Source organism: Pseudomonas huaxiensis (assembly GCF_003231275.1).
GTDB lineage: Bacteria > Pseudomonadota > Gammaproteobacteria > Pseudomonadales > Pseudomonadaceae > Aquipseudomonas > Aquipseudomonas huaxiensis.
In genome coordinates, this window is record NZ_QKVL01000001.1 from 190,623 (window position 1) to 216,241 (window position 25,619).

The window sequence follows — 25,619 nt, forward strand, 5'->3', positions numbered from 1 at the left end:
GTTTAGCGCTCACTTTGGGGTTTCAGGTTTGGCGCCGATGCAATCGCGGATGCTAGGGCCGACGTAGGTCATTCCGACCCACACACCTCCGCCACGGTCCCAGCTCAATCTGCCTCCGGAATATGCAAGGTCATAGATGACGGTTTCGCCGATCACTTGGTTGTTGTAGTTGTCATATAAGCGGTAGAAACCGGGTGATTCCCAAGTGGGAAACCATTGACCCTCGCCATCGTCGTTGGGTGCAAATTCACGGTGCAACATGTCGGGCAACAACCAGAAAGGCTTGAAGGTCTGAAGGCTGGAGCATCCGTTTGGGCTTGGTCTTGGTTCTCCTTTAGCGGAGGCAAGGCCCTTCTCCCACCATTCGGAGGCGAGCCAGAGTCCCAGCAGGCTAGCAACGAAAAATCCCCACGAGGCCGGCTGCGCTGAGCAGCCGGCCTCAGGCTTTAAGGTTCGGAGTTGCTTAGTGCTCACTTTAGGGGAACAGGTTTGGCGCCGATGCAATCCTGGATGCTAGGGCCGACGTAGGTCATTCCGACCCACACACCTCCGCCACGGTCCCAGCTCAATCTGCCTCCGGAATACGCAAGGTCATAGATGACGGTTTCACCGATCAGTTGGTTGTTGTAATTGTCATATAAGCGGTAGAAGCCAGGAACCTTCCAGAAGTGAAACCATCGAAGTTTTGCGCCGTCGTTGGGTGCCAACTCACGATGGAAAATATCGGGCAGCAACCAGAATGGTTTGAAGGTTTGGATACGGGAACACAAGTTTGGGCTGTTTTCAGCTTCATCCATTGGGGAGGCCAAGCCTTTTTCCCACCACTCGGATGCGAGCCAGAGAGCGGGGATGATCGCTGCGCAAATAGCCAAGTTTTTCCAGATCGATTTCAAGGGGCATCTCCCAAATCGATCAGCTTATCAACGTTCTTCCACAGAACATCGGAGTAGAGAACGTAGTCGCCGCCCATGCCGGTTTTTTCCCTGTATTTCCTGAAGTCGTTATTCCTGACAAGAGCAAACTCTTCAGACGACCATTTGTAGATGGACTGGCCGCTGGGGATGGCTGCCATCAACATTTCTTTTTTGCTTAGAACTCTGTCTCCGGTCCAGACTCCCAGGAACTGAAGGCCATTGAAATCATAGTTGTCGCGTATATAAAAACCCACCTGCTCGACCTGGAAGTAGTTTCTTGATCTATGTGTCACGGGGTCTTTTTGGTTGAAGGTTTTGCCGACAACGGCAATTTTCAGTGTCGCTATACCCAGTGCACCATACATGTCATCAAGAGGGTCTTCCGAGCTACCGAGAGGAACAAAGTTAACTTGGGATGCTTCGTCCAATTCTCGAGCGGAAAAACTAGAAGACCCCAGAGACACGGTGCCACTTTTCTGCCAGCCAGCCTTTTTTAACAATTCCTGCAAGCGAGTAATGGCCTTTGGGTTTGCAAGGTAGGACTCAACCTCTTTTACGGCAACCTTGCATCTATCAAAACCCATTGCCCAGCTCATTTTCACGAGGTTTTCATCGCACTGTGCTGATGGCAAATCCATAGATTGTGGCTGGCCACGATCTGTTTTCCACGCCTCCGGCATCTGCCACCCCGGACTATCGAACCACCTCTGCATCAACGCCGCCGAGGTGTGCCAGCCCATCTTGCGCATCGCCACCGGCAGTTTGCTCAGCGGCAGCGCATTGATCACGATCTGTTTGGGTCTTTCATGTCCATCCGGTGAAGTATCCAGCGTGGCGTTTTCCAGCAGGAACAGGGCATCCGGCCCCAGTGCGGTGGCTGGTTGGAAATCTTTAAGGGACATGGCAGTTACTCCAGGACAGGCGAGGGGGCAGTGGTGGCGATCTGCGTCCGCGTAGGGGCGGTGGCGTCGATGATCTGGCTGCGGCCTTCGTTGTCCAGGCGATGCGGGCTGAGGTAACGACCATCCCGGAGCAAGACACAACTGTGCGATGCACAGGGCTGGGCGTGTTGGTTGAGAAGCTGGAAGCAGCCACTGAAAGACTCGGGGTTCCGAGGCGTGGCGAACTGCAAGGGCGCTGTGTGATTCTCGCCGGCAGTCAGGTTGGTCGGTTGAGCGGTTGTGGAAGAGGGGCCTTGAACGCTCGTCGTCTTATAGTCGGCATGCTGATAGGAGTGGCACAGGCTGGCGTTGCATGGGCAGCTACTGAAACTATCCAGTGTTCCTGCTACCGGCAGCCCGTCGCTGAGTATCCATGGCACACCTCCGACGATCTGGAAGAAGCCGCCGGTGACGCCACAGGTGACGGTGTCACCCAGGCGCGATTGGGGCAGTCCTCCCATTATGGTTCCGCTGCTGCCTTCGATGACCTTGCCACCACAGCTTGTCTTGTCGCCGATGCGGATGAAGTAGCCTTGCATAGGGTTGGATTCCTCATGGCCGGGTACTCGATTCGTATTCGAATACGGGGTATGGCCTGCGAGAGCCTTCAGGTTTTCTGAAGGTCTGCAGGCCGACCGGCCAGAGGATGGGCACTATGGTTGGAAGGTTATGTAGGACCGTTCTTTGCGGTTTGTGGGAAATCACTTAATTCTCGCGGTGCTGTCCTGGTGACCGCAGGCCTGGCTGCCGGCACCCTCCAGCGCGCCTTCGCGGATGCGCCGCACGTTGTCGTTGAGCACCTTGTAGAAGAAGTTGTGGTACAGCCAGCCTTTCACGCCGTTCAGGTTGGTCTTGTGCTCGCGGTAGAAATCGTCCGGCGATGCGTACAGCCCGAGTTCCCGGGCGATGCCTTCGCGCTGGATGTAGGTGTCGCGTCCGGTCCATTGCACCGCAGGTTCGGCCAGGGACGGGGTGGCCACGGCATAGCCGAGGAACGCGTGCTGGCAGTTGCTGAACCTGTTCTGTACCGCGCGCAGGTATTGCTCATCGAGGATCACGCCTTCGAGCACCACCCACTGGCCATGCAGCTCGACCTCGACCCAGGTGTGGAGAATTTCCCGAGGCGCCATGAAGTAGACGAAGGCGGTCATGGCACCTTTTTGCAGGCGTTTGTCGATGGTGAAGGCGCGCAGCCGGCAGCGGATGCCGAGGGCGCGGAGCAAGGCCATCAACAGGTTCGACTTGGTGTTGCAGTGGCCCAACCCTTCCTTGAGGATCGCCGACGCCGGCAAGCTGTCGGCGCCGGCGTTGTAGCCGAACAGGATTTCGTCGCGGCAGAACTCGTAGACAGCCCGCGTCGCCTGTTCGGGTGGCAACTGGCGCCAGCCGCGGGTGTCGATGAGGTGAGCGATGGCCGAGGCGTCGAAATCGAGTATCCCGGTGCGCTCCAGATAGTTCTGATCCTGTTGTGTACTCATGGCAAACCCTCCGTGTTTTTGCCTAGGGTGGACCCTGTAGCTACTTCAGGGTCAAGGTCGCATCGTGAATATGACTGAGGAATTGCCTCACAAGTGGTCCGGCGTCTCGTCTGTAGGCGATGGCTACGGTGCTGACGCAGCCCGGGTCGGCCATCGGCAGAAAGCGTACCGACGTCGGAGCGATGTCCTGCATGCAGCGCGGCAACAAGGCGACGCCGAAGCCGGCCTGGATCAGTTGCAACTGGGTGGTCTTGCGCGATACCACCCGCGCTGGCCGAGGGAAAAATCCGGCGCTCATGCACAGTTCCGCCGACAGGTAACTCAGACCGCCGCGCTGACGATGGGGGATGGAGATGAAGGGTTCTTCCCGCAGGTCTTGCAGGTGCACGCTGTCGTGCGTCGCCAGCGGGTGGGTATCGGCCACCGCCAGCAGCAGCGGCTCTTCGAACAACGCTTCCACGCACAGGCCTTCATGCTGGCGCAGCACCGGCAGGCGCAGCAGGCCGATATCCAGACGACCATCGGCCAGTTCCTCCAGTTGGCCTTCGGACGAAAGCTGGGCTATTTCCATGGAGACCCCGGTGTTCTCGCGCAGATAGCCACCCAGCCGTTGCAGCAGCATGCCGGTGAGCGGCACCGTGCTCGAGTGGCTCAGGCGCAGACTGCCGCGCAAGCCCTGGCCGACCTCGCGGGCGAGGGTGCTGGCCTTGTCCAGATCCTGCAGCAGATGGCGGGCCCGTGGCAGGAAGGCCAGCCCGGCGGTGGTCAGGCGCGGCTGGCGGGCGGTGCGTTCGAACAGGGCGGTATCCAGTTGCTGCTCCAGTTCGCGGACCTGCCTGCTCAGAGCCGACTGGGCAATGAACAGGCGTTCAGCGGCGGCGCTGAAGCTGCCGCTTTCGGCGATTTCAACGAAGTAGCGCAGTTGGCGGGTAGAAATCATGAGCTATGCCGTTTTGAGATGGCTGATGGCGATATTGCATATTAGTCGGCATAGGTGCCGGCTGGTTAAGGTGTTCTGAAACTTCTGCAAGGTGCTTCCCGAATGCTGTCGGATCTGTTCGCCCAATTGCCGTTTTCTACCCTCGACTGGCTGCCGATCCTGCTCGGTGTGGCCGCCGCCTATGTGGTGTTCGGCATCGCCGGCTTCGGCACCGCGCTGGTGGCCGGGCCGGTGCTGATCAACTTCATGCCGCTGTCGCAGATCATTCCGTTGCTGGTCCTTCTGGATTTCGTCGCCGCGTTCGGCAACTGGCTGCCGGCGCGCAAGGCGGTGGTCAGGAGCGAACTGCTGCGCCTGCTGCCGTTCATGGCGCTGGGCTGCACCCTCGGGGTGATCTTTCTGCTCAAGCTCAAGGCCGATGTGCTGATGCTGCTGATGGGCCTGTTCGTCACTGCCTATTCGCTCTACAGCCTGGCGGTGAAGGTCAAACCGGCCAACCTGTCGCCCGCGTGGGCTGTGCCGACGGGGACGGTGGGCGGCCTGTTCGGCGCCTTGTTCGGCAGCGGCGGGTTTTTATATGCGCTGTACCTCAATGCCCGGCTGACCTCCACCGAGCAGGCGCGGGCGACCCAGAGCGCGCTGATCAGTTGCAGCACCGTGGTGCGCCTGAGCTTGTTCCTGATCGCCGGGGTCTACGCCGACTGGCCGTTGCTGCTGCTCGCGGTGTGCCTGCTGCCGATGATGTTCCTCGGCCTGCGCATCGGTCGCCGGCTGACCCTGAACATGTCCCGCGAAGCCTTCGTGCGGCTGGTGACCTGGCTGGTGCTGGGCAGCGGCATCGCGCTGATCGGTCGCTACCTGAGTGAGGTAAACTGGCAGCTTTGAGCACGTCCGGCCGCTGTCATGATTACCCAGAGCATCATCGTTCCCCGCATGTCCACCATCCCCGTGCACGAAGCCCGTGCGCGGGCCATCCTGCGCTGGCTGGTGCGCGAGAAGATCGTCGAAGAGGGCCTCAGCACCTGCGGCCTCACCGGCAGCCGCATGGGTCACGCCATCGGCGAAGGTGCGCGCAAGGTGGTGGAGCGGCCGGAATTGCTGCCGTATGGCAAGCGCATCAACGGTCTGGAAGTCATCACCAAGCGCTGCATCTATACGCCGCTGGATGATTTCCTCGAAGAAGCGGGCTGCCCGGAATGTCGCCGGGAGGTCGGCGAGGCGCTGTTCGACAGCCTGGAAGACTGGATGCCGGCGCAGACCGACAACTTCACCTGCCCTGAATGCGGCCATGAAGACGACATCAACGGCTTTTTGTTTCTGCAGCCGTGTGCCTTTTCCAACCTGGGCTTCATCTTCAACGGGTGGGCCGACGCCGGTTTCAAACAGACCTTCCTCGATGCCTTCGCCGACTGGCTGGATCAGCCGGTGGCGGTGGTGCGGGTGAAGCGGCCAGTCAACTGACCGAAGGCCCATCTTTGCATTGAGTGAACAGGCGCGCATGAGTATAATGGCGCGCTTCCATTTTTCCCGCCCGGGAGCCCCCGCGATGCTGCGTATCAGCCAAGAAGCCCTGACCTTCGACGACATTCTCCTTGTACCTGGCTACTCCGAGGTACTTCCTAACGAAGTCAGTCTCAAGACCCGTTTGACCCGTGGCATCGAGCTGAACATTCCATTGGTTTCCGCCGCCATGGATACCGTGACCGAAGCCCGCCTGGCCATCGCCATGGCGCAGGAAGGCGGCATCGGCATCATCCACAAGAACATGACCGTCGAGCAGCAGGCTGCCGAAGTCCGCAAGGTCAAGAAGTTCGAGGCCGGTGTAGTCACCGACCCGATCACCATTGACGCCGACGCCACCGTTCGCGACCTGTTCGAACTGACCCGCCTGAACAACATCTCCGGTGTACCGGTGCTGAACAACGGCGACCTGGTCGGCATCGTCACCTCCCGTGACGTGCGCTTCGAAACCCGCCTGGACATCGCCGTCCGCGACGTGATGACCCCGAAAGAGCGTCTGGTCACGGTCCGCGAAGGCGCCGACAAGAACGAAGTCCGCGACCTGCTGCACAAGCACCGTCTGGAAAAAGTCCTGATCGTCGATGGCGACTTCAGCCTGAAAGGCATGATGACCGTCAAGGACATCGAAAAAGCCAAGGCTTACCCGCTGGCCAGCAAGGACGACCAGGGTCGTCTGCGTGTCGGCGCCGCTGTCGGCACCGGCAAGGACACCGCCGAGCGCGTTGCCGCACTGGTTTCCGCCGGTGTTGACGTAGTGGTGGTGGACACCGCTCACGGCCACTCCAAAGGCGTGATCGACCGCGTTCGCTGGGTCAAGGAAACCTTCCCGCAAGTGCAGGTGATCGGCGGCAACATCGCCACCGGCGCTGCCGCCAAGGCCCTGGCTGAAGCCGGCGCTGACGCGGTCAAGGTCGGTATCGGCCCTGGCTCGATCTGCACCACCCGTATCGTTGCTGGTGTCGGCGTGCCGCAGATCAGCGCCATCGCCAACGTCGCCGCCGCCCTTGAAGGCACCGGCGTTCCACTGATCGCCGACGGCGGCATCCGCTTCTCCGGTGACCTGTCCAAGGCCATCGTCGCGGGCGCTTCGTGCGTGATGATGGGTTCGATGTTCGCCGGTACCGAAGAAGCACCGGGTGAAGTAGAGCTGTTCCAGGGCCGTTCCTACAAGGCTTACCGTGGCATGGGCTCGCTGGGCGCCATGGCTCAGGCGCAAGGTTCCTCGGACCGTTACTTCCAGGATTCCTCGGCCGGCGCCGAGAAGCTGGTTCCGGAAGGCATCGAAGGCCGCGTTCCTTACAAAGGCGCACTGGCCGCGATCATCCACCAGTTGATGGGCGGTCTGCGTTCCTCGATGGGCTACACCGGCAGCGCCGACATCGAAGAAATGCGCACCAAGCCTGAGTTTGTGCGCATCACCGGTGCCGGCATGGCCGAGTCCCATGTGCATGACGTACAGATCACCAAAGAAGCACCAAACTACCGCGTAGGTTGATGCTCCTGGCAACACCGTTAAGCGGGGCTGTTATCGAACAGCCCCGCGTCGTTTCCGATTACCACTGACGAGATTGAGTCATGGCCCTCGACATTCACGCTCACCGTATCCTGATTCTCGACTTCGGTTCCCAGTACACCCAGCTGATCGCCCGCCGCGTGCGCGAAATCGGCGTGTACTGCGAACTGCACCCGTTCGACATGGACGATGAAGCCATTCGTGCATTCAACCCGCGCGGCATCATTCTCGCCGGCGGTCCAGAGTCCGTCCACGAAGCCAACAGCCCGCGCGCGCCGCAGGCCGTTTTCGACCTGAACGTACCGGTACTGGGCATTTGCTACGGCATGCAGACCATGGCCGAGCAGATGGGCGGCAAGGTCGAAGGTTCGGACCTTCGCGAATTCGGTTATGCCCGCGTTGACGTGGTCGGCAAGAGCCGCCTGCTCGACGGCATCGAAGACCACGTCGATGACGACGGCGTCTTCGGCCTGGACGTGTGGATGAGCCACGGTGACAAGGTCACCCAGATGCCGAAGGACTTCCACGTCCTGGCCAGCACCCCGAGCTGCCCGATCGCCGGCATGTTCAACGATGACCGCGGCTACTACGGCGTGCAGTTCCACCCGGAAGTGACCCACACCAAGCAGGGCGGTCGCATCCTGTCCCGCTTCATCCTCGACATCTGTGGCTGCGAAGCCCTGTGGAACGCCTCGAACATTGTCGAGGACGCCATTGCCCAGGTTCGCGAGCAAGTCGGTTCGGCCAACGTCCTGCTGGGCCTGTCCGGCGGTGTCGACTCCTCCGTGGTTGCCGCGCTGCTGCACCGCGCCATCGGCGACCAACTGACCTGCGTCTTCGTCGACAACGGCCTGCTGCGTCTGCACGAAGGCGAGCAAGTGATGGCCATGTTCGCCGAGAACATGGGCGTCAAGGTGATCCGTGCCAACGCCGAAGAGCAGTTCCTTGGCAACCTGGCCGGTGAGTCCGACCCGGAGAAGAAGCGCAAGATCATCGGTCGTACGTTCATCGACGTGTTCGATGCGCAAGCCAGCAAGCTGGACAACATCCAGTTCCTGGCCCAGGGCACCATCTACCCGGACGTGATCGAGTCGGCTGGCGCCAAGAGCGGCAAGGCCCACGTGATCAAGTCGCACCACAACGTCGGTGGCCTGCCTGAGGAAATGAACCTCAAGCTGGTCGAGCCGCTGCGCGAACTGTTCAAGGACGAAGTCCGCAAGATCGGCCTGGAACTGGGCCTGCCGTACGACATGGTCTACCGTCACCCGTTCCCGGGCCCGGGCCTGGGCGTGCGTATCCTCGGCGAAGTGAAGAAGGAATACGCCGACCTGCTGCGTCGTGCCGACCACATCTTCATCGAAGAACTGCGCAAAGCCGACTGGTACCACAAGACCAGCCAGGCCTTCGTGGTGTTCCAGCCGGTGAAATCCGTTGGCGTCGTCGGCGATGGCCGTCGCTACGCCTGGGTCGTCGCACTGCGTGCCGTCGAGACCGTGGACTTCATGACCGCGCGTTGGGCACACCTGCCGTACGAGCTGCTGGAAACTGTCAGCGGCCGCATCATCAACGAGATCGAAGGGATTTCGCGGGTGACCTACGACGTGTCGAGCAAGCCGCCGGCGACGATTGAGTGGGAGTGATTGGACGTCCGGCACTGACCGGCACCAACTAGCAAGAAACACCCTGAAGCCCGCGTAATTGCGGGCTTTTGGCTTTTTTGGGCTGGCAAGTTCCCATTGCGTAGAGCTCTGATTCCCTGTTTCTTTTAGTGATGGATTACCGACGTCCGTCGCACACCGGTGATTCGCCAACGCGGCCTTGCTTGCACAGATCCATGTTGTCCTTACGCTTGAAGCCAGCATCTTTCATGCAATAGAAGTGCTTCAATTCCGCATCGATTGAGCCGTTGCCTATGCCCGCGACATTGGGGTACCCGCACGCGAGCATGGCACTCTTGACCCCCTCGACCGAGACGCCGCTCTTTTGCCAATTGGTGAAGTCCGGTGGCGGCGGTTGAAAGCCCCTTCCCGTACAGCCCACCAGTAACACCGCGCAAAAGCTCAACAGCAGGCTCCTGGTAAACATGGCGTTCTCCCTCACGGTATGACTCGGGCAACATGTGACACGCCGTTGTCTGAATCTTTCTAGAAAGGCCTGCGGTATTCCCACGCGGAGTGTGTGAACGATCATTACCGGCGGCCATCGCACACGGGTGATTCGCCGATGCGGCCTTGCTTGCACAAGTCGAGCTTATCCCGGCGCGAGAACCCAGCGTCTTTCATGCAGTAGAACCGGGTCAGCACAACATCAATCGGCGATTTGTCTCCCACGCCGTCAAGATTGGTGTACCCGCACGCACGCATGGCGTTGTCGACGCCGGATTGGGATTCCCCCTTTTTGTACCATTGCGTGTAGTCCCCTGGCGGCGGTTGGAAAGGGGTACAGCCCCCAACTACCAAAAGGCTCAGGCCCAGCAACTGATTGCGCGTCAGCAGCATCACATTCTCCATGTCCATAAGTGGCCCGGACTTCGCCCGATTATCTCCGTTCAGCACCCTCAGACACTCCCAGAGGCGCGTGTGTTCAAGCCTGTGAAGCACCGACAGCACCCCAAGAGCTTTCGTTCTATAGATGGCTCTACACAGGCCTTCCCCTGGACGGCTCAGGGATCGAACGAAAACTTGGTTGGCGTTTCCATTAACAATGACGGTCGCTCCAACGCGGATATTTGCTGTGCGTCAGTTGAGTTTCCTTCCCGCCTGACCTAAGTTCCTTTCGATTCGATATTCCCTTGTCCACTCTCGAGAGGATCGGTTACATGCTTTCCAGCGACCCGCATGGCCGTCGTTCGGCACCTGAAACCTGTATTCAGAGCACCGCTTTCCCTGTAGGTGAAGCGCGTTTCCTATCCTCTCCATGCTAGTCATTCGCCGCGAGCAGATGCGCTTCTTCGAAGAAGCGAGCTGGGACCGCTTTTTCGACAGCGTGATCGAGCATGCGCACATCGAGACCCCCGATGCCTGCCGCGACAGGACAACGGCTGATCTGCGTGCATTACTGCGCGACGTGGTCCATGAGGTCCAGGCCCATGGCGTCCTTCTCACCGACGACCTTCGCCGACTCTGTCTGCTCGCGATTCGTATCGGCATGGACCCCATAGATCACCAGATCCTCGGGCCGATACTCCGCGATCCTGATCTCCTTGGTGCGGGCAAGCTCGACGCACTCGAGCGCGCAGCGGGGTAACGCATGGCATTCCTTGAAGCGCGCTCGGGGCCGCCGCCGGGATTGGCGGGAAGTGCCATCGTGCCCTGTATCCTCCCGCGTGGGTTCCTCGTCATCCAGGTGCGCAATCGGCGTGCGAACGGCCAGCCCGTGCTCGCGAACACAGACATCAAAGTGCGAGTCGAAGGCTACCCTGGGCAGGATCTGACCACCGACGGCAACGGCCTGGTTACCTTGGTCTACGATGCGGCCGCAGACTTCGCGAACGCTGAGGTCGCTGTGTTCCTTCGCGCGCCCACCCGGCTGTGGGAAGGGCGGGGGAGCACCGCAGGCGTTGCCGCCAATCCAACGGGGGTGGCAAACCAGACGGCGGCGCAGATCAGCGTCCCGGTTGCGGGGACGTTCACCCTCAAGGTCCGTGTGACGACGCGAAGGCCAAGCGAGGCCGATGACATCCGCTGGGTACGGGCGTGGAATGCTCTCGCGGCGCAGGTCCGTCGGGTGACGACGCCCGATGGTGCTGGTGCCGATGCTGCGGTCGACACCGATCTGGCCGGCTCGGCCGACCCGGCTCCAGCAGTGGAACTCACTATCGATAACCTCGACTGTGTCTCCTCCCACGACGTCAGCATCCAGAGAATCCTCGGCGTCATCGACGCTTCGTGCCAGGTGCGACTCTCGGTCGATGGGGTCGCCAAGCCTGTCGCGAGCGCAGCGAACGCCAACCACGACCAGGTTCAGTACTCAAGTCAGGACAACCGCGTGCTTCGCCTGGCTGTCGAACGCCACGGCGCGGTCATCGACGTCGAGTATTTCGTCCAGTTCGAGCAATTCCTTATCGTTGGTGAAGGGACGTCGTACGAATACGCCGTCAACCTCGCGCAAAAGTTCGGCGATGCCAGCAGCGTGGCTCACGGATTCAAATGGATCGTCGTCACCCAGTACGACGTCGTTTTTCCCGGCGCAGTTTCCGACGACATGATGGTCCTCAACGGGGCCGATGGCGCGGAAATCCATAATCACAACCAGCGACAGAGCGTCCAGGCCGCGCTCGACAAGAACATGATTCGCCGCAACACGCAGTTCGACGCGACGATCCTGGCACACTGGCAGAATGTGCTCGCCACCTACGGTGCGTTCGACGCGTGCATCTTCAACAACCCTCATATCGGCTATGGCATGCACATGTGCGTTGTGATGGGGCTGACACAATGGCGAGCAGGGAACGACGCTCCGTCCAGGAGGGTGCAGAATTACGCGAACAAGAACGGCATGGCGGTCAGCGTCTACTCGCTTGGATATAACGGTGCACCGCTCTCCCGCCCTCAGCTCGATCCCCTCCTGGGTACGGTTGCTCTCAGGGCCCCGGCGGCGACCGTCAAGTCAATTGGCCGCCAGCGCGACTTCGTGCGAGGAAACGGCGGCGGTCGGCTGAACCATTTGAATGCTCCCGACACCGTTGTTTTCGGCCAGTACGACCCCGCAGACTGCTCAGCCAGGAACATCGATATCCAAACTGCGTTCGTCTACGAGTCCGACAGAAGCGCCATTGTCAATTACGGAGCGCTGAACGAATTCGCGAACAACAACGTGCAAACCCACTACTCGTCCGTGAGCGACACGCTGGGGCTTCAGGGGTATCTCCTGCGTTGCTATCGGCATTACGGACGGACGGTCGTCAGGGCTGGTGGATGGCTGTATATCCATGGGTCAGCGCACTGGAGCCGCGAACTTACCGCCGGGTTCACCTTCGACGTCACTAACGAAGTCGCGATGACCAACATCGCGCCGTGGAACGGGCGTGACACCTTCGTGCACTACAACACCAACTTCACGAGTAACGACCACCACCCCTCGTGGTATAGCCAGTGGAATTTCAATCCAGGCGAGCCCAACATTGAGAACGCGTTAGTCTTCGGGAGACAGTGCTGATGAGTTTTGCCACCGCCATTGCCTTTGAGCCGGCCGCGATCTGGATAGGTACGCGTGAAGGCATCCTTGTGCGGCTTGCGGATGAGTCGGCATGGGCAATGCGTGCGTACACCTCCGGGCCCATCAGTGCGCTTGCCGTATCCAGTGACGGAGCGTCGTTGCTCGTGGCCGGCCCCGCTGGAGCGGTCTCTATCTTCAAGACAGCCGACGGCTCGCTCATCGACAGCCTTGCGTGTGCGGGCCCTGTGCTTCAAGGCAGCATTGTGGCGCCGCGGACTTATGTCACGGTCGACAACGAGCGTCGTGGGCTGCTCTGGTCGGCGAATGGCGATGGCCCTATCGGTTCCACGCCAATCTGCGAGGACGGCACAACGGCGGTCCGGTTCGATCGCTTCGGCGGAGGGGAGACAGGTCTGACCCTGCTGACGGCAATCGACTGGATGATCTGGGACCGCGCAACCAACAGTGTCGTCTCCGAACACCATCCGATCGACGGCATGCGCCTCGCGTACCTCGACGGCCTTGTCGGCCTGAGTGCAAGCGGTGGGCACTACTTCATCCATTGGGACGATTACCTCGTCATCACCACCGGCACCGAAGATATCGCGTTCGAAGGACCAATCGTTCACCGTGCCCGGTGTGCCGCGCTCTGCGACGATGCGCGTCGGCTTGCGGTGGGTACTCGCGACGGGGAGCTCGTTGTCATCGAGGACGGGCAGACCCAAACCATGGCGTTGCAACCGAGCACCCACGCAATCAGAGCAGTGGTGTGGCAAGCCGATGGTGCCCGGATCGGCTGGATCGACGCGCAGGGCTGCTTCGGGGTCGTCGACGCGAAGACTGGTGCAGAAGTTGTGGATCGCGCCCGCGGCGTCGAGCTGCTCGGCTGAAGCATTTGGTCGCACGCTGCAGACTTTTCTGTGGCGGGCGAGTGGTGGCCAGATGCTATGCACACTGACTTTATCCTAGCTACAAGCACCCGCTGCGGTGCTAAGTTAGCCGGGCGATCGAGCACGGACCAGGACGGCCTCTCGACCTCTTCGCATTGCCGGACGCGAGGATAACCGGACTGAAATCGTGCCATGCGATGTTCATCGTCATTCCACAGACCATCTCTGAAACTGAAAGGAATCACTCATGTCGCAACAACCTCAATTCGGCTGTGCCTGCTGTACCCCCAACATGCTGCCGCGCTTCGAGCATGCAGCCGAAGCCTGGCAGGCCCTGCACGCCGAGGCCGAGACACTGGCTCCCCATGGCGGTCAGCAAGCCGTGATTTTCTTTGGCGGCAATATCTACCCTGATCCCGAGCGGGCGGGGCAGCAGGTCGAGGCCATCGGTATCGCCCAGGGCGAGGTGAAGGCGAGCGGCGCACTGGACGATGTCCGCAAGGCAATGCAGCAGTACAAGCCGGTCGATCGCCCGCTGAAGCCGGAAGAAACCTTGCTGCCCGGTTTGATCGATGCCCATGCGCACCTGATGTCTACCGCACTGATCACCGGATGGACCGATCTGTCGCCCATTCAGGGTCAGAGCCTGAACAGGGAATACAGCATCGCCCACGTCGAGGCCGAGATCGTGAAGGCCGCCAAGGCGGTGAAAGACAAGCCCAAGGATGAGCAGTGGGTGACCGGGTTTGGTGTCGACCCCTCGTTGATGACGGATTGGGAGGACATCCAGGCGTCCACGCTTGATAGCCTTTACCCCGAGCTGCCTGAGCTGAAGATCTTCCTGCTCAATGCGTCCGGTCATATCAGCTATGCGAACACCAAGGCCCTGAAGCTGGCCGGTCTCGACAAGGAATACAAAGATGGCGTCCTGACCGAAACCCAATCGGCCCTGATGATCCCGCATCTGCCTAAACCGGGACCGTTGCAGTTCTTCCGCAACCTGTTACAGGTCTTCAGTGACGCGAACAAGCGTGGAATCACCACGGTATTCGATGCGAGCGTCGGGTTGGTCGGCAAGCAGTATGAAATCGGCCTGATGAGGCTGCTGGCCAAGACTCATGTACTGACGCTACGGGTAGGCGGGGCCTTGTATGGCAGCGATGACGCCGATCTGAAAATGTGGCTGAAGTCCTACCATCCCGAGCTGGACAGCGAGGGCAACGAGCTGTTCACGCTGCGCGCGATGAAACTGATCGCCGACGGCTCGAACCAGGGGCTCACCGGGCTGCAGAGCGAGCCCTACAAGTGTTGCCATGAGCATCAGGTACCAGGCGTCGGCGCGTACGGCCTGTTCAACTACAACCCGGTGCGCGAACTGGCCAATGTCATGGCCGATGTCACCGCCAAGGGCTGGCCGATCCTGACCCATGCCAACGGCGACGAAGCGATCGACAACGTGCTGTCCGCCTACCAACTGGCCCTGTGCAATCCGCCGACCGACAAGGCCCAACTGCCCGAGCCGCCGTTCAACAGCGTGCCGGCCTGGGCCAACCAGCGCCACCGTATCGAACACTGCTCGCTGCTGCACGACGACGCCATTGCCCTGATGAAGCGCATGGCGATCTCACCGAGCTTCCTGATCGGTCATGTCGGCTACTGGGGCCAGGCATTCCAGCAAACCATCCTCGGCGAGGAACGCGCCGACATGCTCGACCGTTGTGCCTCGGCGTTGAAAGGTGGCCTGCGCATCAGCCTGCACAGCGACCGTTTCGTCACCCCGTTCGGTCCGCTGCGCTACATGGAACAGGCGATTGGCCGGGTGATGGAAGCCGTGGTGGATGAGCAGGATGACAACAAGCGGATTCTCAACAAGGAAGAGCGCCTCGATGTGCACCAGGCCCTGCGCGCGGTGACCATCGATGCTGCCTGGCAATGCCATCTCGACCATCAGGTCGGTTCGCTGCTGCCGGGCAAGCAGGCCGACCTGGTGATCCTGGCCAAGGATCCGCTGCAATGGAAGGCCGCCGATGCGGCCGGCATGCGCGATATCCCGGTGCAGGAAACCTGGGTGAGTGGGCGCAAGGTGCATTCGGCGTAATGAGCTGATGGGGCCCCGGACATTGGCCGGGGCTTGCCTGATTAATTGCTGGCAAGCGCCAGCCTGGAACCTGTGGGAGCCGGTCTTGCCGGCGAGAGAGCCATCAGCAACCAAAGACCCGTTACTGACGAACACCCCCAAACAGCGAATTCCCCCGCAACCGCTCCACCGCCATATCCACAAACGCCCGCACCTTCGCCGGCGCCTGTCGTCCTTGCGGATACACCAGGTGAATCGGCAGCGGTGGCTCCTCGAACTCCTCCAGCACCACCTGTAACGCCCCTTCCTGCAATGCCGGCCCGACCTGGTAATGCAGCACCCGGGTCAAGCCCCAGCCCGAACGCGCCGCATCGATCACCGCCTGGTTGGTATTGCACATCAGCACCGGGTCGATGCCGATTCGCTGTCCACCGGCGAAGCGCCATTCCGGCGAAGCCCATGAGCTGTTGGACGCGACGATGCGGTGATCTTTGAGGTCTGCCGGGGTGGTCGGGGTACCGCGCTTTTCAAGGTAGTCCGGCGCCGCGCAGATCACGTGACGTACCGCGCCGACCCGCACCGCAGTCAGGCCGGAGTCCGCCAGATGGCCGATGCGCACGGCAACATCGAGCCCTTCCTCGACGATATTCACCTGGCGATCGATGAACAGGGTCCGCGCATGCATGCCGGGGTAGGCGTCGAGGTAGTCGGTGACGATCGGCAGTACGTACAACTGGCCGAACAGGATCGGCGCGGTGATCGCCAATGTCCCGGACGGCTCGCTGTAGTGACCGGCCGCAGCGGCTTCGGCTTCGGCGATATCACCGAGAATACGCCGGCAGTCGGCGAGATAGTGTGCGCCGGCCTCGGTGGTCTTCACCGAGCGTGTTGTGCGCACCAGCAGGCGGGCGCCGACCAGGTCTTCCAGCGCGGCGACGATCCTCGTCACTGCCGGCGCGCTCATGTGCATCTGCCGTGCGGTCTTGGCGAAGCTCTCGGTTTGCGCAACGTTCACGAAGACGCGCATCGCCAGCCAACGGTCCATTGCGGTGGGTTTCCTTCGGGTCAGGGACGTGTCATGGGCATCTCCGGTGAGTCCCGGGACGCCGTCGGGGTGCCCGGGATTATGTGCCATTTTGCGCATCCTTCCAGTGTTGGCTTCAGAAGCCGAAGTGGCTGAGGCCCGGGTGATCGTCCGGGCGCCGGCCCAGCGGCCAGTGGAACTGGCGGTCTTCTTCGCGGATCGGCTGTTCGTTGATGCTGGCGTGGCGCGCGCGCATCAGGCCGTCTTCGGCGAACTCCCAGTTCTCGTTGCCGTAGGCGCGGAACCACTGGCCGCTGTCGTCGCGGTACTCGTAGGCGTAGCGCACGGCGATGCGGTTGCCGGTGAAGGCCCACAGTTCCTTGATCAGCCGGTAGTCCAGTTCGCGGTTCCATTTGCGGGTGAGGAAGGCTTCGGCTTCGGCGCGGTTGTGGACGAACTCGGCGCGGTTTCTCCAGCGGGTGTCCGTGGTGTAGGCCAGCGCGACTTTGGCAGGGTCGCGGCTGTTCCAGCCGTCTTCGGCCAGGCGGACTTTTTCGATGGCGCTCTGTTCGGTGAACGGTGGCAGCGGTGGACGGGACATGGTCAGTCTCCTGATTGATGAGTGAAGTCAAAGTGCGAGCTGGATCGGATCTTCACCGGCGGCGACCGCGCAGCAAATGAGCACTTCATCGTCGCCGACGCTGGCGCTGGGCTCCTTGATATAGGTGACCGCGCCCTTGAGCAGGCGGGTGCGACAGGTGCCGCAATGGCCTTCGCGGCAACTGTATTCCGGTGACAGGCCACGGGCTTCCGCCAGTTCCAGCAAGGTGCCGGACTCCGGTGTCCAGCGGGCTTCCTTCAGCGAGTCCATGAAGGTGACCGCCACCGGCGCAGTCGCGGGCGGCAGGCGCACGGGCGCGGCGATGGCGCCGGTGCGGGTCAGTGAGCCGGGTCCGAAAGCCTCGGCGTGAATGCGCTCGTCGGCGATGCCGTAGCTGCGCAAGCCGTCGTAGATCGCCTGGGTGAATGCGGGCGGGCCGCACAGGTAGAACGCGTAGTCGCCGAAGGGCAGATAACGCCCGAGCAGCGGCATGTCGATGCGCCCCGCGACGTCGTAGTCGACGCCTGGCGCAGCCGCGTGGGTGTCGCTCAGTACGCGGACCTGTTTGACCGCACCGCTGGCCATTCCGACCAACGCCTCCAACTCCTGATCGAAGGCGCGATCCGCTTTCGAACGTGCGGCGTAGAACAGCGTGGCCGGGCGGATTCGCTGGGTGCGCGCGCCTTCGAATACGAGGTGGCGCAGCATCGCCAGCATCGGCGTGATGCCGACGCCGCCGGCGATCAGTATCGCGGGGCGCGGGTCCGCGGCATCCAGGGTGAAGTCGCCCGCTGGCGCACGCGCCTCCAGCGTGTCGCCTTCGCGCAGTTCGTCGTGGAGATGGGCGGATACCCGGCCGTCGCGTTTCACGCTGATGCGGTAATGGCTATCGGACGGTGCGACAGACAGGGTGTAGGTGCGAATGATCGGTTTGTCCGCGCCGGGAAGTCGCACACGGATCGGCAGGTGCTGGCCCGCGAGATGCGGCAGCAGCCCCGCACCGTCGGTGGGCTCTAGATGAAAGGAACGGATCGAGGCGCTTTCCTGGACCACGCGGGAAACTCTCAATACCCGCCAGCGGGTGGCAAGTTCAGCCGCGCGTAGGCGCTCTTCTGTCTGCTGCCAGTCGCCGGTCATCAGCGAGCTGTCGGCCTCGCCGTCTTTCCGGGATATCCAGCGCAGGGCGAGGCCGCCGGGGCGACGGACAATCTTGCGCGGGCGGAAGGTCCAGAGCCGTTCGGCACCCTGGAACGCCGTAATTTCAGGCGAATCGAAGATCACCTCGGCGTCGCCGGTCATCTGCAGCAAGTCGCCGCTGGCGAAATCGACGAAGAGCAGTCCGGCCTTGCCGTTGAGGTGGATATTGCCCAGCGTCGAGAAAAACAGGTTGCCGTTGAAATCCGGAATGGTCAGCGTGCCGTCTTCGTCGACACGAACGAAGCCGGCCTTGCCGCCACGGTGGGAGACATCGACCTGACGGCAGCCCTGGCGATTGGCGTAGGAGGCGACAAAAAAGGCGTCGGCGCCTTCGATCAAGGCGCGGGCTTCCGGGTCGATGCTCGGGAGTTCCTCGATCTGCCCCGGAGAAGGTGCGTCCGGCTGGCGATCAAAGCGGAAGTCGCGCAACTGAATGTAGCGGGGGCAGTTGCCGAAGCTTTGATCCACCTGCACCCGCAAGCCTTGATCCATCTCGCGCAGCACACCGTTCATGCGGTTGCGCCGGCGGGTATGCATTTCGATACCCAGCAGACCGACCGGCGCGCCGTCGAGCATGCCCCGGACAGCGGGATCCAGCGGATCCGGCCGGGCGTGGAGATCGAGCGCCGTCGGTGTTGGCGAGGACATGAAGCCTGGCCGGCCTTCAATAAAGGTCGCCCAGGCATCGCCCTCGGCATCCACGCTGCCCAGCACAATAAAGGGCAGTTGCGCGTAGAACTGGCGATGCTGGTCGGGCATGAAATCCCGGATGACCCGCTGGCCGACACCTTCCATGCGCTCGGCAACCCCGACTTTTGCCTGGATGAACGTTTCGCCTTCATGCCAGATCGGTAGCGTTTTCAGGTGTTCGGCCATGTTCGTCTCTCCCGTGGGGTAGGGCAGCGTTGGTCAGGCGTTGGCAGTCAGGCCGGCCGGGGTTTTGGCAAAGGGGACGAAGCCGGGCAGTGCTTCCACCCGGGCGAGGAAGGCGTTGACGGCCGTGTAGGCGGACAGGTCGACATTGCCTTCCGGTGCGCTGGCGATATAGCTGTAGATCGCGACATCGGCGATGGTCGGGTGATCGGCCGCCAGCCAGTCGCGGTTGGCCAGATGCTGCTCCAGCCGGCCGAGCAGCACATGGGCCCGGGCAATGACTTCATCGGCATTGAAACTGGCGTTGAACACAGTGATCAGCCGGGCCGCTGCGGGACCGTAGGCCAGTTCGCCGGCCGCTACCGACAGCCAGCGCTGAACCTGTGCCGCGCCGAGTGCGTCTTCCGGCAGCCAGTCGCTGCGGCCGGCTTTCTTCGCGAGATAGACGAGGATCGCATTCGAATCGGCGATCACGATGTCGCCATCTTCCAGCACCGGAATCTGGCCGAAGGGATTGAGCGCCAGAAACGCGGGTGCCTTGTGTGCAGCGGCTGCCAGATCGACGAGCGCCAGCTCATGGGGTACGCCCAGCAGCGAGGCGAACAACACGGCGCGGTGGGCGTGGCCCGACAGGGGATGGTGATGAATTTTCATGGTTTGGCTCCTGACTGCGGGGCGGGTTGATTCCCGATCCGTGCGTCCAGTGTGGGAGCGAACGCTTTTCGGCGGAATACGTGTTGTGGTGAGTTCTTTATTTCACTGGGTGGAATAATCCAGCTTTCGATGCCTGACCAGAGGCATTGCCCGAACCAACCTCTCGATGGGATGATTCGCAATTGCAATCACTTCCCATCCAGAGCCACTGTCCGTGTCCCCCAGACTTCTCCTTACCGAAGACGACCTCAACCTGCGTCAGGACCTCGAGCACCATTTCCAGCGCCGTGGGTTTCAGGTCCATGCCTGCGAAAACGGCACTCAGGCCCTGGCGGCGATGGAGCAGGGCGGCTTCGACCTGATGTTGCTGGACATCATGCTGCCGGGGATCGATGGCCTGAGCCTGCTGGATACTCTGCGCCGGCATCAGTCGGTGCCGGTGATGCTGATGTCCGCCCTCGGTGCCGAGCAGGACCGCATCAGTGGTTTCACCCGCGGCGCTGATGATTACCTGCCCAAGCCGTTCAGCCTCGCCGAGCTGGACGCTCGGGTCGATGCGCTGTTGCGGCGAGTGGCGCTGGATCGGCGGCGCGACGAGCAGGGCAGCGACAGCGGTTCGCTGACCTTCGATCAGGAGCGTCAGGACGTCATTCATCAGGGCCGCAACGCCGGGCTCACCGGTTCCGAATTCCGCCTGCTGTCGACGCTGCGCGCCCATCCCGGCGAGGCGTTGAGCAAGGCGTTTCTCTATCAGACGGTGCTGCACCGCGCCTACACCCGGCTGGACCGTGGCCTCGATGTGCATGTCTGCAACCTGCGCCGCAAACTCACGGCGATCGGCGCGGGCCACGTGCAAATTCAGTCGGTGCGCAGTCAGGGCTACATTCTGGTGGAAGCGGAACTGTCCTGATGCGCCGTCATCCGCTGTTATGGAAGCTGGCGCTGATACTGGTGAGCTTCTGCCTGTTGCTGACGTGGCTGATCTGGACCTGGGGCCTGTCGGTGGAGCGCAGCACCTACTTTCTCAGCGCGGCCGATCAACGCTATCTGGCCCGTTATGCCGAGCAGGCTGAACAAGCCTGGCGCGACGGCGGAGCCGAAGGCGCCGAGGCTTACCGCAAGCAGCTCGCACAGCAGGAAGACACCTGGGTGGCGCTGGTCGGGCCCTATCTGCAAAGCCTCGGCACCACGCCGCTGACCGCTGAAGAGGCTAGTCACCTGACCTTCATGCGCAAGCTCGACTGGCCCATGAGCCGGCGGCTTCAAGATGAATTGCCGTATGTCAGCATCGAGTTTCCCGAGCATCCCGAGGACGGCCGGCTGGTCATTCAGTTGCCGGAGCGCCTGCTGCCCACCGGCCTGACGCCCTGGACCCATCTGGTTACCCACGGTATAGCGCCGGCGGTGTTTGCGTTGCTGCTCGGGCTGGCGCTCTATCGCCATCTGGTGGTGCCGCTCAATCGTCTGCGCGACCGCGCCGACGCCCTGCGCGCCGATGATCTGAACAGCCCCGGCCTGCCGTTGCAGGAGCGCCGCGATGAACTGGGCGAGCTGGCCCAGGCCTTCGAACACATGGCCGGGCGCTTGCGGCGCAGCCTTGATCAGCAACGGTTGTTGCTGCGTACTTTGTCCCACGAGTTGCGCACGCCGCTGGCGCGGTTGCGCATCGCCCATGACAGCGGCGTACCAGCGGAGCAACTGCGCGAGCGTCTGGACCGGGAAGTGGACGGCATGCAGCGGCTGCTGGAAGACACCCTCGACCTGGCCTGGATGGACACCGAACAACCGCAGTTGCCCACCGAGCCGGTGCAGATGCTTTCGGTGTGGGAAGCGCTGTGCGAAGACGTCTGTTTCGAAAGCGGCTGGGCGCGTTCACGCTTTCCTTCGACGCTGACCGCCGATTGCCGGATCCAGGGCCACCTGGACAGCGTCGCCCAGGCCCTGGAAAACCTGCTGCGCAACGCCATTCGTCATTCACCGGAAGGTGGCACGGTCAGCTTCGAGGGCGTGCGTGAAGGCGACTGTTGGCATTTTCAATTGACAGATCAGGGGCCGGGCGTCGCCGATACCGACCTTGAGCGCATCTTCGAGCCGTACCAGCGTCTGGCCGGCAGCGGCGCAGGTTTCGGCCTTGGGTTGGCGATCGCCCGTCGCGGTATCGCCCTGCAAGGTGGAACGCTTTGGGCCAGCAATGGCCATCCGGGCCTGGTGCTGCATCTGGTGCTACCCGTCGCCGAGGAATGTTTAGAAAGTTAATGAGCTTTACTCTCAATTAGCAGTCATTATCATTCGTGATCTCTTGCCCACAGCGCGACGTTCCGGAGATCGAAAGATGTTGCCCCGCCCAGTCACCCGCATTCCCTTCCTGCTGCTGTCCAGTTGCCTGTTGTCCACCGCCGTGCAGGCGGCTTCCGAGCCGCAGGTTGTCGAGCTGGAAAGCCAGAACGTCGTTGCCACCGCGCTGGAAGAGACCAAGCAGGCGCCGGGCGTGTCGATCATCACCGCCGAGGACATCAAGAAGCGCCCGCCTGCCACTGACCTGTCGCAGATCATCCGGACCATGCCCGGGGTCAACCTGACCGGCAACTCCACCAGCGGCCAGCGCGGCAACAACCGCCAGATCGATATCCGCGGCATGGGCCCGGAAAACACCCTGATCCTGGTCGACGGCAAGCCGGTCGGCAGCCGCAGCTCGGTGCGCTACGGCTGGCGCGGCGAGCGCGATTCCCGTGGCGACACCAACTGGGTGCCAGCCGATCAGGTCGAGCGCATCGAGGTCATTCGTGGCCCGGCGGCGGCCCGTTATGGCTCCGGCGCGATGGGCGGGGTGGTGAACATCATCACCAAACAGGCCGGTGCCGAAACCCACGGCAACATGACCGTCTACCAGAATTTCCCGCAGCATGATGAAGAAGGTGTCAGCAAGCGGGTCACCTTCGGGCTCAACGGCCCGCTGACCGACAGTCTCAGCTACCGGGTCTACGGCAATGTGGCGAAAACCGATTCGGATGACTGGGACATCAACGCCGGCCACGAATCCGCCCGCACCGGTAACCAGGTCGGCACGCTGCCGGCTGGCCGCGAAGGCGTGCGCAACAAGGACCTCAACGGCCAGTTGAGCTGGCACCTGAGCCCTGAGCAGACCCTGGAACTGGAAGCAGGCTTCAGCCGCCAGGGCAACATTTATACCGGCGACACCCAGAACACCAACTCCAACGCCAACGTGAAAAGCATGCTCGGTCACGAGACCAACATCCTTTACCGCGAGAACTACGCGCTCACCCATCGCGGCGACTGGGATTTCGGCAGCACCATGGCCTACCTGCAATACGAGAAGACCCGCAACCAGCGGATCAACGAAGGGTTGGCCGGCGGCACCGAAGGCATCTTCAGCAACACCGACTTCTACACCTCGACCCTGCGCGACCTGACCGCCCACGGCGAAGTGAACCTGCCGCTGCACGCCCTGCGTGACCAGACCCTGACCCTCGGCGCCGAGTGGAGCCAGCAAAAGCTCGATGACCCGAGCGCCAACACCCAGACCACCAGCGAAGGCGGCGCGGTCAGCGGTCTGACCAGCGGGGGCCGCGACACCAGCTCGCAAGCGCAGATCGTCTCGTTCTTCGCCGAAGACAACATCGAACTGCTGCCCGGCACCATGCTCACGCCGGCCCTGCGTTTCGACCACCACAGCATCGTCGGCGACAACTGGAGCCCATCGCTCAACCTGTCCCACGCGCTGACCGACACCCTCACCCTGAAAGCCGGTATCGCCCGTGCCTACAAGGCGCCGAACCTGTATCAGCTCAACCCTGACTACCTGCTCTACAGCCGCGGCCAGGGTTGCTATGGCCAGAGCACCAGTTGCTACCTGCAGGGCAACGACAAGCTCGAAGCCGAGACCAGCGTCAACAAGGAACTGGGTATCGAGTACCAGAACGACGGCTGGGTCGCTGGCCTGACGTACTTCCGCAACGACTACAAGAACAAGATCGAGTCCGGCATGAGCCCGGTGGGCCGCGCGACTGGCGGCACCGGCACCTACGTCAACTCTGCGATCTACCAGTGGGAAAACGTGCCGAAGGCACTGGTCGAAGGCCTCGAAGGCACCCTGACCATTCCGCTGACCGAACAGTTGAAGTGGAACAACAATTTCACCTACATGCTGCAATCGAAGAACAAGACCACCGGCGAGACCCTGTCGGTGACCCCGAAGTACACCCTCAACTCGATGCTCGACTGGCAGGCCACCGATGCGCTGTCGCTGCAGGCCAGCGTGGCCTGGTATGGCAAGCAGACGCCGAAGAAGTACGACTATCACGGTGATCGTGTGACCGGGAGTGGCAACAATCAGTTGTCGCCTTATGCACTGGTGGGTTTGAGCGGCACGTACGCCTTCACCAAGAACCTGAGCCTGACCACCGGCGTGGATAACCTCTTCGACAAGCGCCTGTTCCGGGAAGGCAACGCTCAGGGCGTGAACGGTATCGATGGTGCGGGCGCCGCGACCTATAACGAGCCGGGCCGCACGCTCTACACCAGCCTGACTGCCTCCTTCTAAAAGGACCACAGCCGCCGCTTGCCTGTGCAAGCGGCGGCTGGTCGCGCACATAACGAGAATGCCTGATGAACCTCACCCCGTTATTCCTGAGCCTGGCGCTGATGGCGTCGGGCTCTGTTGCGTTGGCGCAGCCGGAGCCCGAGCAGAAGATGGACGCTCCAGTGCTGCAAGAGAAGGATTCCGCTTACCGTTTCACCACCCTCACGCTGGATTCCGCTGACGGCAAGCGCCACTACCAGCTCTGGATCGGCAAACCGGATCGCCCGGCGCCGGCTGCCGGTTATCCGGTGTTGTGGATGCTCGACGGCAACGCCGCCCTCGGCGCCCTGCAAGCGCCGCAGTTGCGCGAACTGGCCGCCGGGCAAGCGCCGTTGCTGGTTGCCGTGGGTTACCAGACCGAGCAGCGCATCGAGCGCAACGCCCGCACTTATGACTACACACCGGCGGTGCCGGGCCTGGCGGAGCAGGTCGATCCGTTGACCGGGCAGCCCAGTGGCGGTGTAGATGGGTTTTTTGACCTGTTGAATCAGCGCATGCGGCCGATGGTCGCCGCCGTCGCGCCGATTGATGGCCGTCGCCAGACGCTGTGGGGCCACTCCTATGGCGGATTGGCGGTGCTGCACGCGTTGTTCCGCCGGCCTGGCGAGTTCAGTGATTACGCGGCGGCGAGTCCTTCGCTGTGGTGGCGGGACGGGGCGATCGTGCGTGAGGTCGAAGGTTTGTCGGCGCGTCTGGGCGGCAGCCATCCTCGTCTGTTGCTGATGCGCGGGAGTGCCGAGCCGTCCCAGCCTCGTGGGCCGAGCACGGGTGATGTGGAAGCGCCGGCGCGGGCGTTGGTTGCCGATCTGCAGAAGGTTCCAGGGTTGCAGGTCAGCTACCAGCGTTTCGAAGGGCTGAACCACGGGCCGATGTTGCCGGCGTCGTTGCGGCTGGTGATCGAGCGGATGTCTCGCTGATGGCCTAATCGCTGGCAAGACGCGGACCCTTTAGGAGCGGCCGTTAGCCGCGATGGGCCGCAAAGCGGCCCCAAAACCATCCAGCACGAGGTGGCTGTCTGCTCCTGGAATTCTTTGGAACTCGAGGATGCCTGAATGTGAGACCCAGCCCCGCCAGAGACCGGGTGCTGGATGGATTCAGGGCCGCTTTGCGGCCCATCGCGGCTAACGGCCGCTCCCACAGGATCGCCAGTGGCTGACGGTTTGCGATTGCCTGCTGGATGTGTAGGTAACCAGGCTCATCGTTGGCCCCCTGCGACAAGACTTCACTTAATCTTTAGTA

The 25,619-nt window shown here is 62.0% G+C and carries 24 protein-coding genes; 12 read left to right on the top strand and 12 right to left on the bottom strand.

Annotated features, from left to right (window positions below; genetic code table 11):
* Nucleotides 1–9 precede the first annotated feature (9 nt).
* The 6 genes from DM374_RS00875 to DM374_RS00900 all read right to left on the bottom strand — a co-directional run bounded on the left by DM374_RS00875 (nucleotide 10) and on the right by DM374_RS00900 (nucleotide 4,273).
* Nucleotides 10–261 carry a hypothetical protein gene (locus DM374_RS00875; RefSeq protein ID WP_318531804.1) on the bottom strand — a complete coding sequence of 84 codons (252 nt, stop codon included), beginning with the start codon at nucleotides 259–261 and terminating at the stop codon, nucleotides 10–12.
* A gap of 209 nt (nucleotides 262–470) precedes the next feature.
* On the bottom strand, nucleotides 471–893 hold the full coding sequence (locus DM374_RS00880) for a hypothetical protein (protein ID WP_110968164.1): 423 nt from the start codon (nucleotides 891–893) through the stop codon (nucleotides 471–473).
* Nucleotides 890–1,816 carry a DUF6402 family protein gene (locus DM374_RS00885; RefSeq protein WP_110968165.1) on the bottom strand — a complete coding sequence of 309 codons (927 nt, stop codon included), beginning with the start codon at nucleotides 1,814–1,816 and terminating at the stop codon, nucleotides 890–892. The genes DM374_RS00880 and DM374_RS00885 overlap by 4 nt, the downstream gene beginning before the upstream one ends.
* 5 nt (nucleotides 1,817–1,821) lie before the next feature.
* Nucleotides 1,822–2,394 carry a PAAR domain-containing protein gene (locus DM374_RS00890; RefSeq protein ID WP_110968166.1) on the bottom strand — a complete coding sequence of 191 codons (573 nt, stop codon included), beginning with the start codon at nucleotides 2,392–2,394 and terminating at the stop codon, nucleotides 1,822–1,824.
* Nucleotides 2,395–2,556: 162 nt separating this feature from the next.
* Nucleotides 2,557–3,333 (bottom strand): transglutaminase-like domain-containing protein, encoded by a 777-nt coding sequence (locus DM374_RS00895; protein WP_110968167.1) that lies wholly within the window; start codon nucleotides 3,331–3,333, stop codon nucleotides 2,557–2,559.
* A gap of 40 nt (nucleotides 3,334–3,373) precedes the next feature.
* The gene (locus DM374_RS00900) at nucleotides 3,374–4,273 is read right to left on the bottom strand and encodes a LysR family transcriptional regulator (protein WP_110968168.1); all 900 of its coding nucleotides are present in this window, start codon (nucleotides 4,271–4,273) and stop codon (nucleotides 3,374–3,376) included.
* 114 nt (nucleotides 4,274–4,387) lie between these two features.
* Here DM374_RS00900 and DM374_RS00905 point away from each other — a divergent pair, with 114 nt between their 5' ends.
* From DM374_RS00905 to guaA, 4 genes are all read left to right on the top strand, one after another.
* Nucleotides 4,388–5,158, top strand: coding sequence for a sulfite exporter TauE/SafE family protein (locus DM374_RS00905; protein WP_110968577.1), 771 nt, complete (start codon nucleotides 4,388–4,390; stop codon nucleotides 5,156–5,158).
* Between the two features lie 18 nt (nucleotides 5,159–5,176).
* Nucleotides 5,177–5,734: a sugar ABC transporter ATPase gene (locus tag DM374_RS00910; RefSeq protein WP_095154227.1), complete on the top strand. Its 558-nt coding sequence runs from the start codon at nucleotides 5,177–5,179 to the stop codon at nucleotides 5,732–5,734.
* 85 nt (nucleotides 5,735–5,819) lie between these two features.
* Nucleotides 5,820–7,289: an IMP dehydrogenase gene (gene guaB / locus DM374_RS00915; RefSeq protein ID WP_110968169.1), complete on the top strand. Its 1,470-nt coding sequence runs from the start codon at nucleotides 5,820–5,822 to the stop codon at nucleotides 7,287–7,289.
* Nucleotides 7,290–7,369: 80 nt separating this feature from the next.
* Nucleotides 7,370–8,947: a glutamine-hydrolyzing GMP synthase gene (guaA, locus tag DM374_RS00920; protein WP_110968170.1), complete on the top strand. Its 1,578-nt coding sequence runs from the start codon at nucleotides 7,370–7,372 to the stop codon at nucleotides 8,945–8,947.
* Nucleotides 8,948–9,083: 136 nt separating this feature from the next.
* Here guaA and DM374_RS00925 read toward each other — a convergent pair whose 3' ends face one another.
* Nucleotides 9,084–9,392 (bottom strand): hypothetical protein, encoded by a 309-nt coding sequence (locus DM374_RS00925; RefSeq protein WP_110968171.1) that lies wholly within the window; start codon nucleotides 9,390–9,392, stop codon nucleotides 9,084–9,086.
* Nucleotides 9,393–9,496: 104 nt separating this feature from the next.
* Nucleotides 9,497–9,805 carry a hypothetical protein gene (locus DM374_RS00930; protein ID WP_371929292.1) on the bottom strand — a complete coding sequence of 103 codons (309 nt, stop codon included), beginning with the start codon at nucleotides 9,803–9,805 and terminating at the stop codon, nucleotides 9,497–9,499.
* 442 nt (nucleotides 9,806–10,247) lie between these two features.
* Here DM374_RS00930 and DM374_RS00935 point away from each other — a divergent pair, with 442 nt between their 5' ends.
* The 4 genes from DM374_RS00935 (at nucleotide 10,248) to DM374_RS00950 (ending at nucleotide 15,452) form a co-directional block, all read left to right on the top strand.
* Nucleotides 10,248–10,553, top strand: a complete 306-nt coding sequence (locus DM374_RS00935) for a hypothetical protein (protein ID WP_157969644.1) — start codon at nucleotides 10,248–10,250, stop codon at nucleotides 10,551–10,553.
* 3 nt (nucleotides 10,554–10,556) lie between these two features.
* Nucleotides 10,557–12,464 carry a hypothetical protein gene (locus DM374_RS00940; RefSeq protein WP_110968173.1) on the top strand — a complete coding sequence of 636 codons (1,908 nt, stop codon included), beginning with the start codon at nucleotides 10,557–10,559 and terminating at the stop codon, nucleotides 12,462–12,464.
* The gene (locus DM374_RS00945) at nucleotides 12,464–13,354 is read left to right on the top strand and encodes a WD40 repeat domain-containing protein (RefSeq protein ID WP_110968174.1); all 891 of its coding nucleotides are present in this window, start codon (nucleotides 12,464–12,466) and stop codon (nucleotides 13,352–13,354) included. The genes DM374_RS00940 and DM374_RS00945 overlap by 1 nt, the downstream gene beginning before the upstream one ends.
* Nucleotides 13,355–13,601: 247 nt before the next feature.
* Nucleotides 13,602–15,452: an amidohydrolase gene (locus DM374_RS00950; protein WP_177431491.1), complete on the top strand. Its 1,851-nt coding sequence runs from the start codon at nucleotides 13,602–13,604 to the stop codon at nucleotides 15,450–15,452.
* 121 nt (nucleotides 15,453–15,573) lie between these two features.
* Here the strand turns inward: DM374_RS00950 and DM374_RS00955 are convergent, their stop codons facing one another.
* The 4 genes from DM374_RS00955 to DM374_RS00970 all read right to left on the bottom strand — a co-directional run bounded on the left by DM374_RS00955 (nucleotide 15,574) and on the right by DM374_RS00970 (nucleotide 19,780).
* A complete protein-coding gene (locus tag DM374_RS00955; protein ID WP_110968175.1) occupies nucleotides 15,574–16,476 on the bottom strand; it encodes a LysR family transcriptional regulator in 903 nt (300 codons plus the stop codon).
* Nucleotides 16,477–16,591: 115 nt separating this feature from the next.
* Nucleotides 16,592–17,056, bottom strand: a complete 465-nt coding sequence (locus DM374_RS00960; RefSeq protein ID WP_095154219.1) for a nuclear transport factor 2 family protein — start codon at nucleotides 17,054–17,056, stop codon at nucleotides 16,592–16,594.
* Nucleotides 17,057–17,083: 27 nt separating this feature from the next.
* On the bottom strand, nucleotides 17,084–19,129 hold the full coding sequence (locus DM374_RS00965; RefSeq protein ID WP_110968176.1) for a 2Fe-2S iron-sulfur cluster-binding protein: 2,046 nt from the start codon (nucleotides 19,127–19,129) through the stop codon (nucleotides 17,084–17,086).
* A gap of 33 nt (nucleotides 19,130–19,162) precedes the next feature.
* Nucleotides 19,163–19,780, bottom strand: a complete 618-nt coding sequence (locus DM374_RS00970) for a glutathione S-transferase (protein ID WP_110968177.1) — start codon at nucleotides 19,778–19,780, stop codon at nucleotides 19,163–19,165.
* Between the two features lie 214 nt (nucleotides 19,781–19,994).
* Between DM374_RS00970 and DM374_RS00975 the strand changes: the two genes are divergently transcribed.
* The 4 genes from DM374_RS00975 (at nucleotide 19,995) to DM374_RS00990 (ending at nucleotide 25,297) form a co-directional block, all read left to right on the top strand.
* A complete protein-coding gene (locus DM374_RS00975; protein ID WP_110968178.1) occupies nucleotides 19,995–20,690 on the top strand; it encodes a response regulator transcription factor in 696 nt (231 codons plus the stop codon).
* Complete coding sequence (locus DM374_RS00980) at nucleotides 20,690–22,036, top strand: HAMP domain-containing sensor histidine kinase (protein ID WP_110968179.1); 1,347 nt, start codon at nucleotides 20,690–20,692, stop codon at nucleotides 22,034–22,036. Before DM374_RS00975 ends, DM374_RS00980 begins: the two co-directional genes overlap by 1 nt.
* 76 nt (nucleotides 22,037–22,112) lie before the next feature.
* Entirely contained in the window at nucleotides 22,113–24,341 is a 2,229-nt protein-coding gene (locus DM374_RS00985; RefSeq protein WP_110968180.1) for a TonB-dependent siderophore receptor, read from the top strand.
* A gap of 65 nt (nucleotides 24,342–24,406) precedes the next feature.
* Entirely contained in the window at nucleotides 24,407–25,297 is an 891-nt protein-coding gene (locus DM374_RS00990) for an alpha/beta hydrolase (RefSeq protein ID WP_110968181.1), read from the top strand.
* Nucleotides 25,298–25,619: the final 322 nt, after the last annotated feature.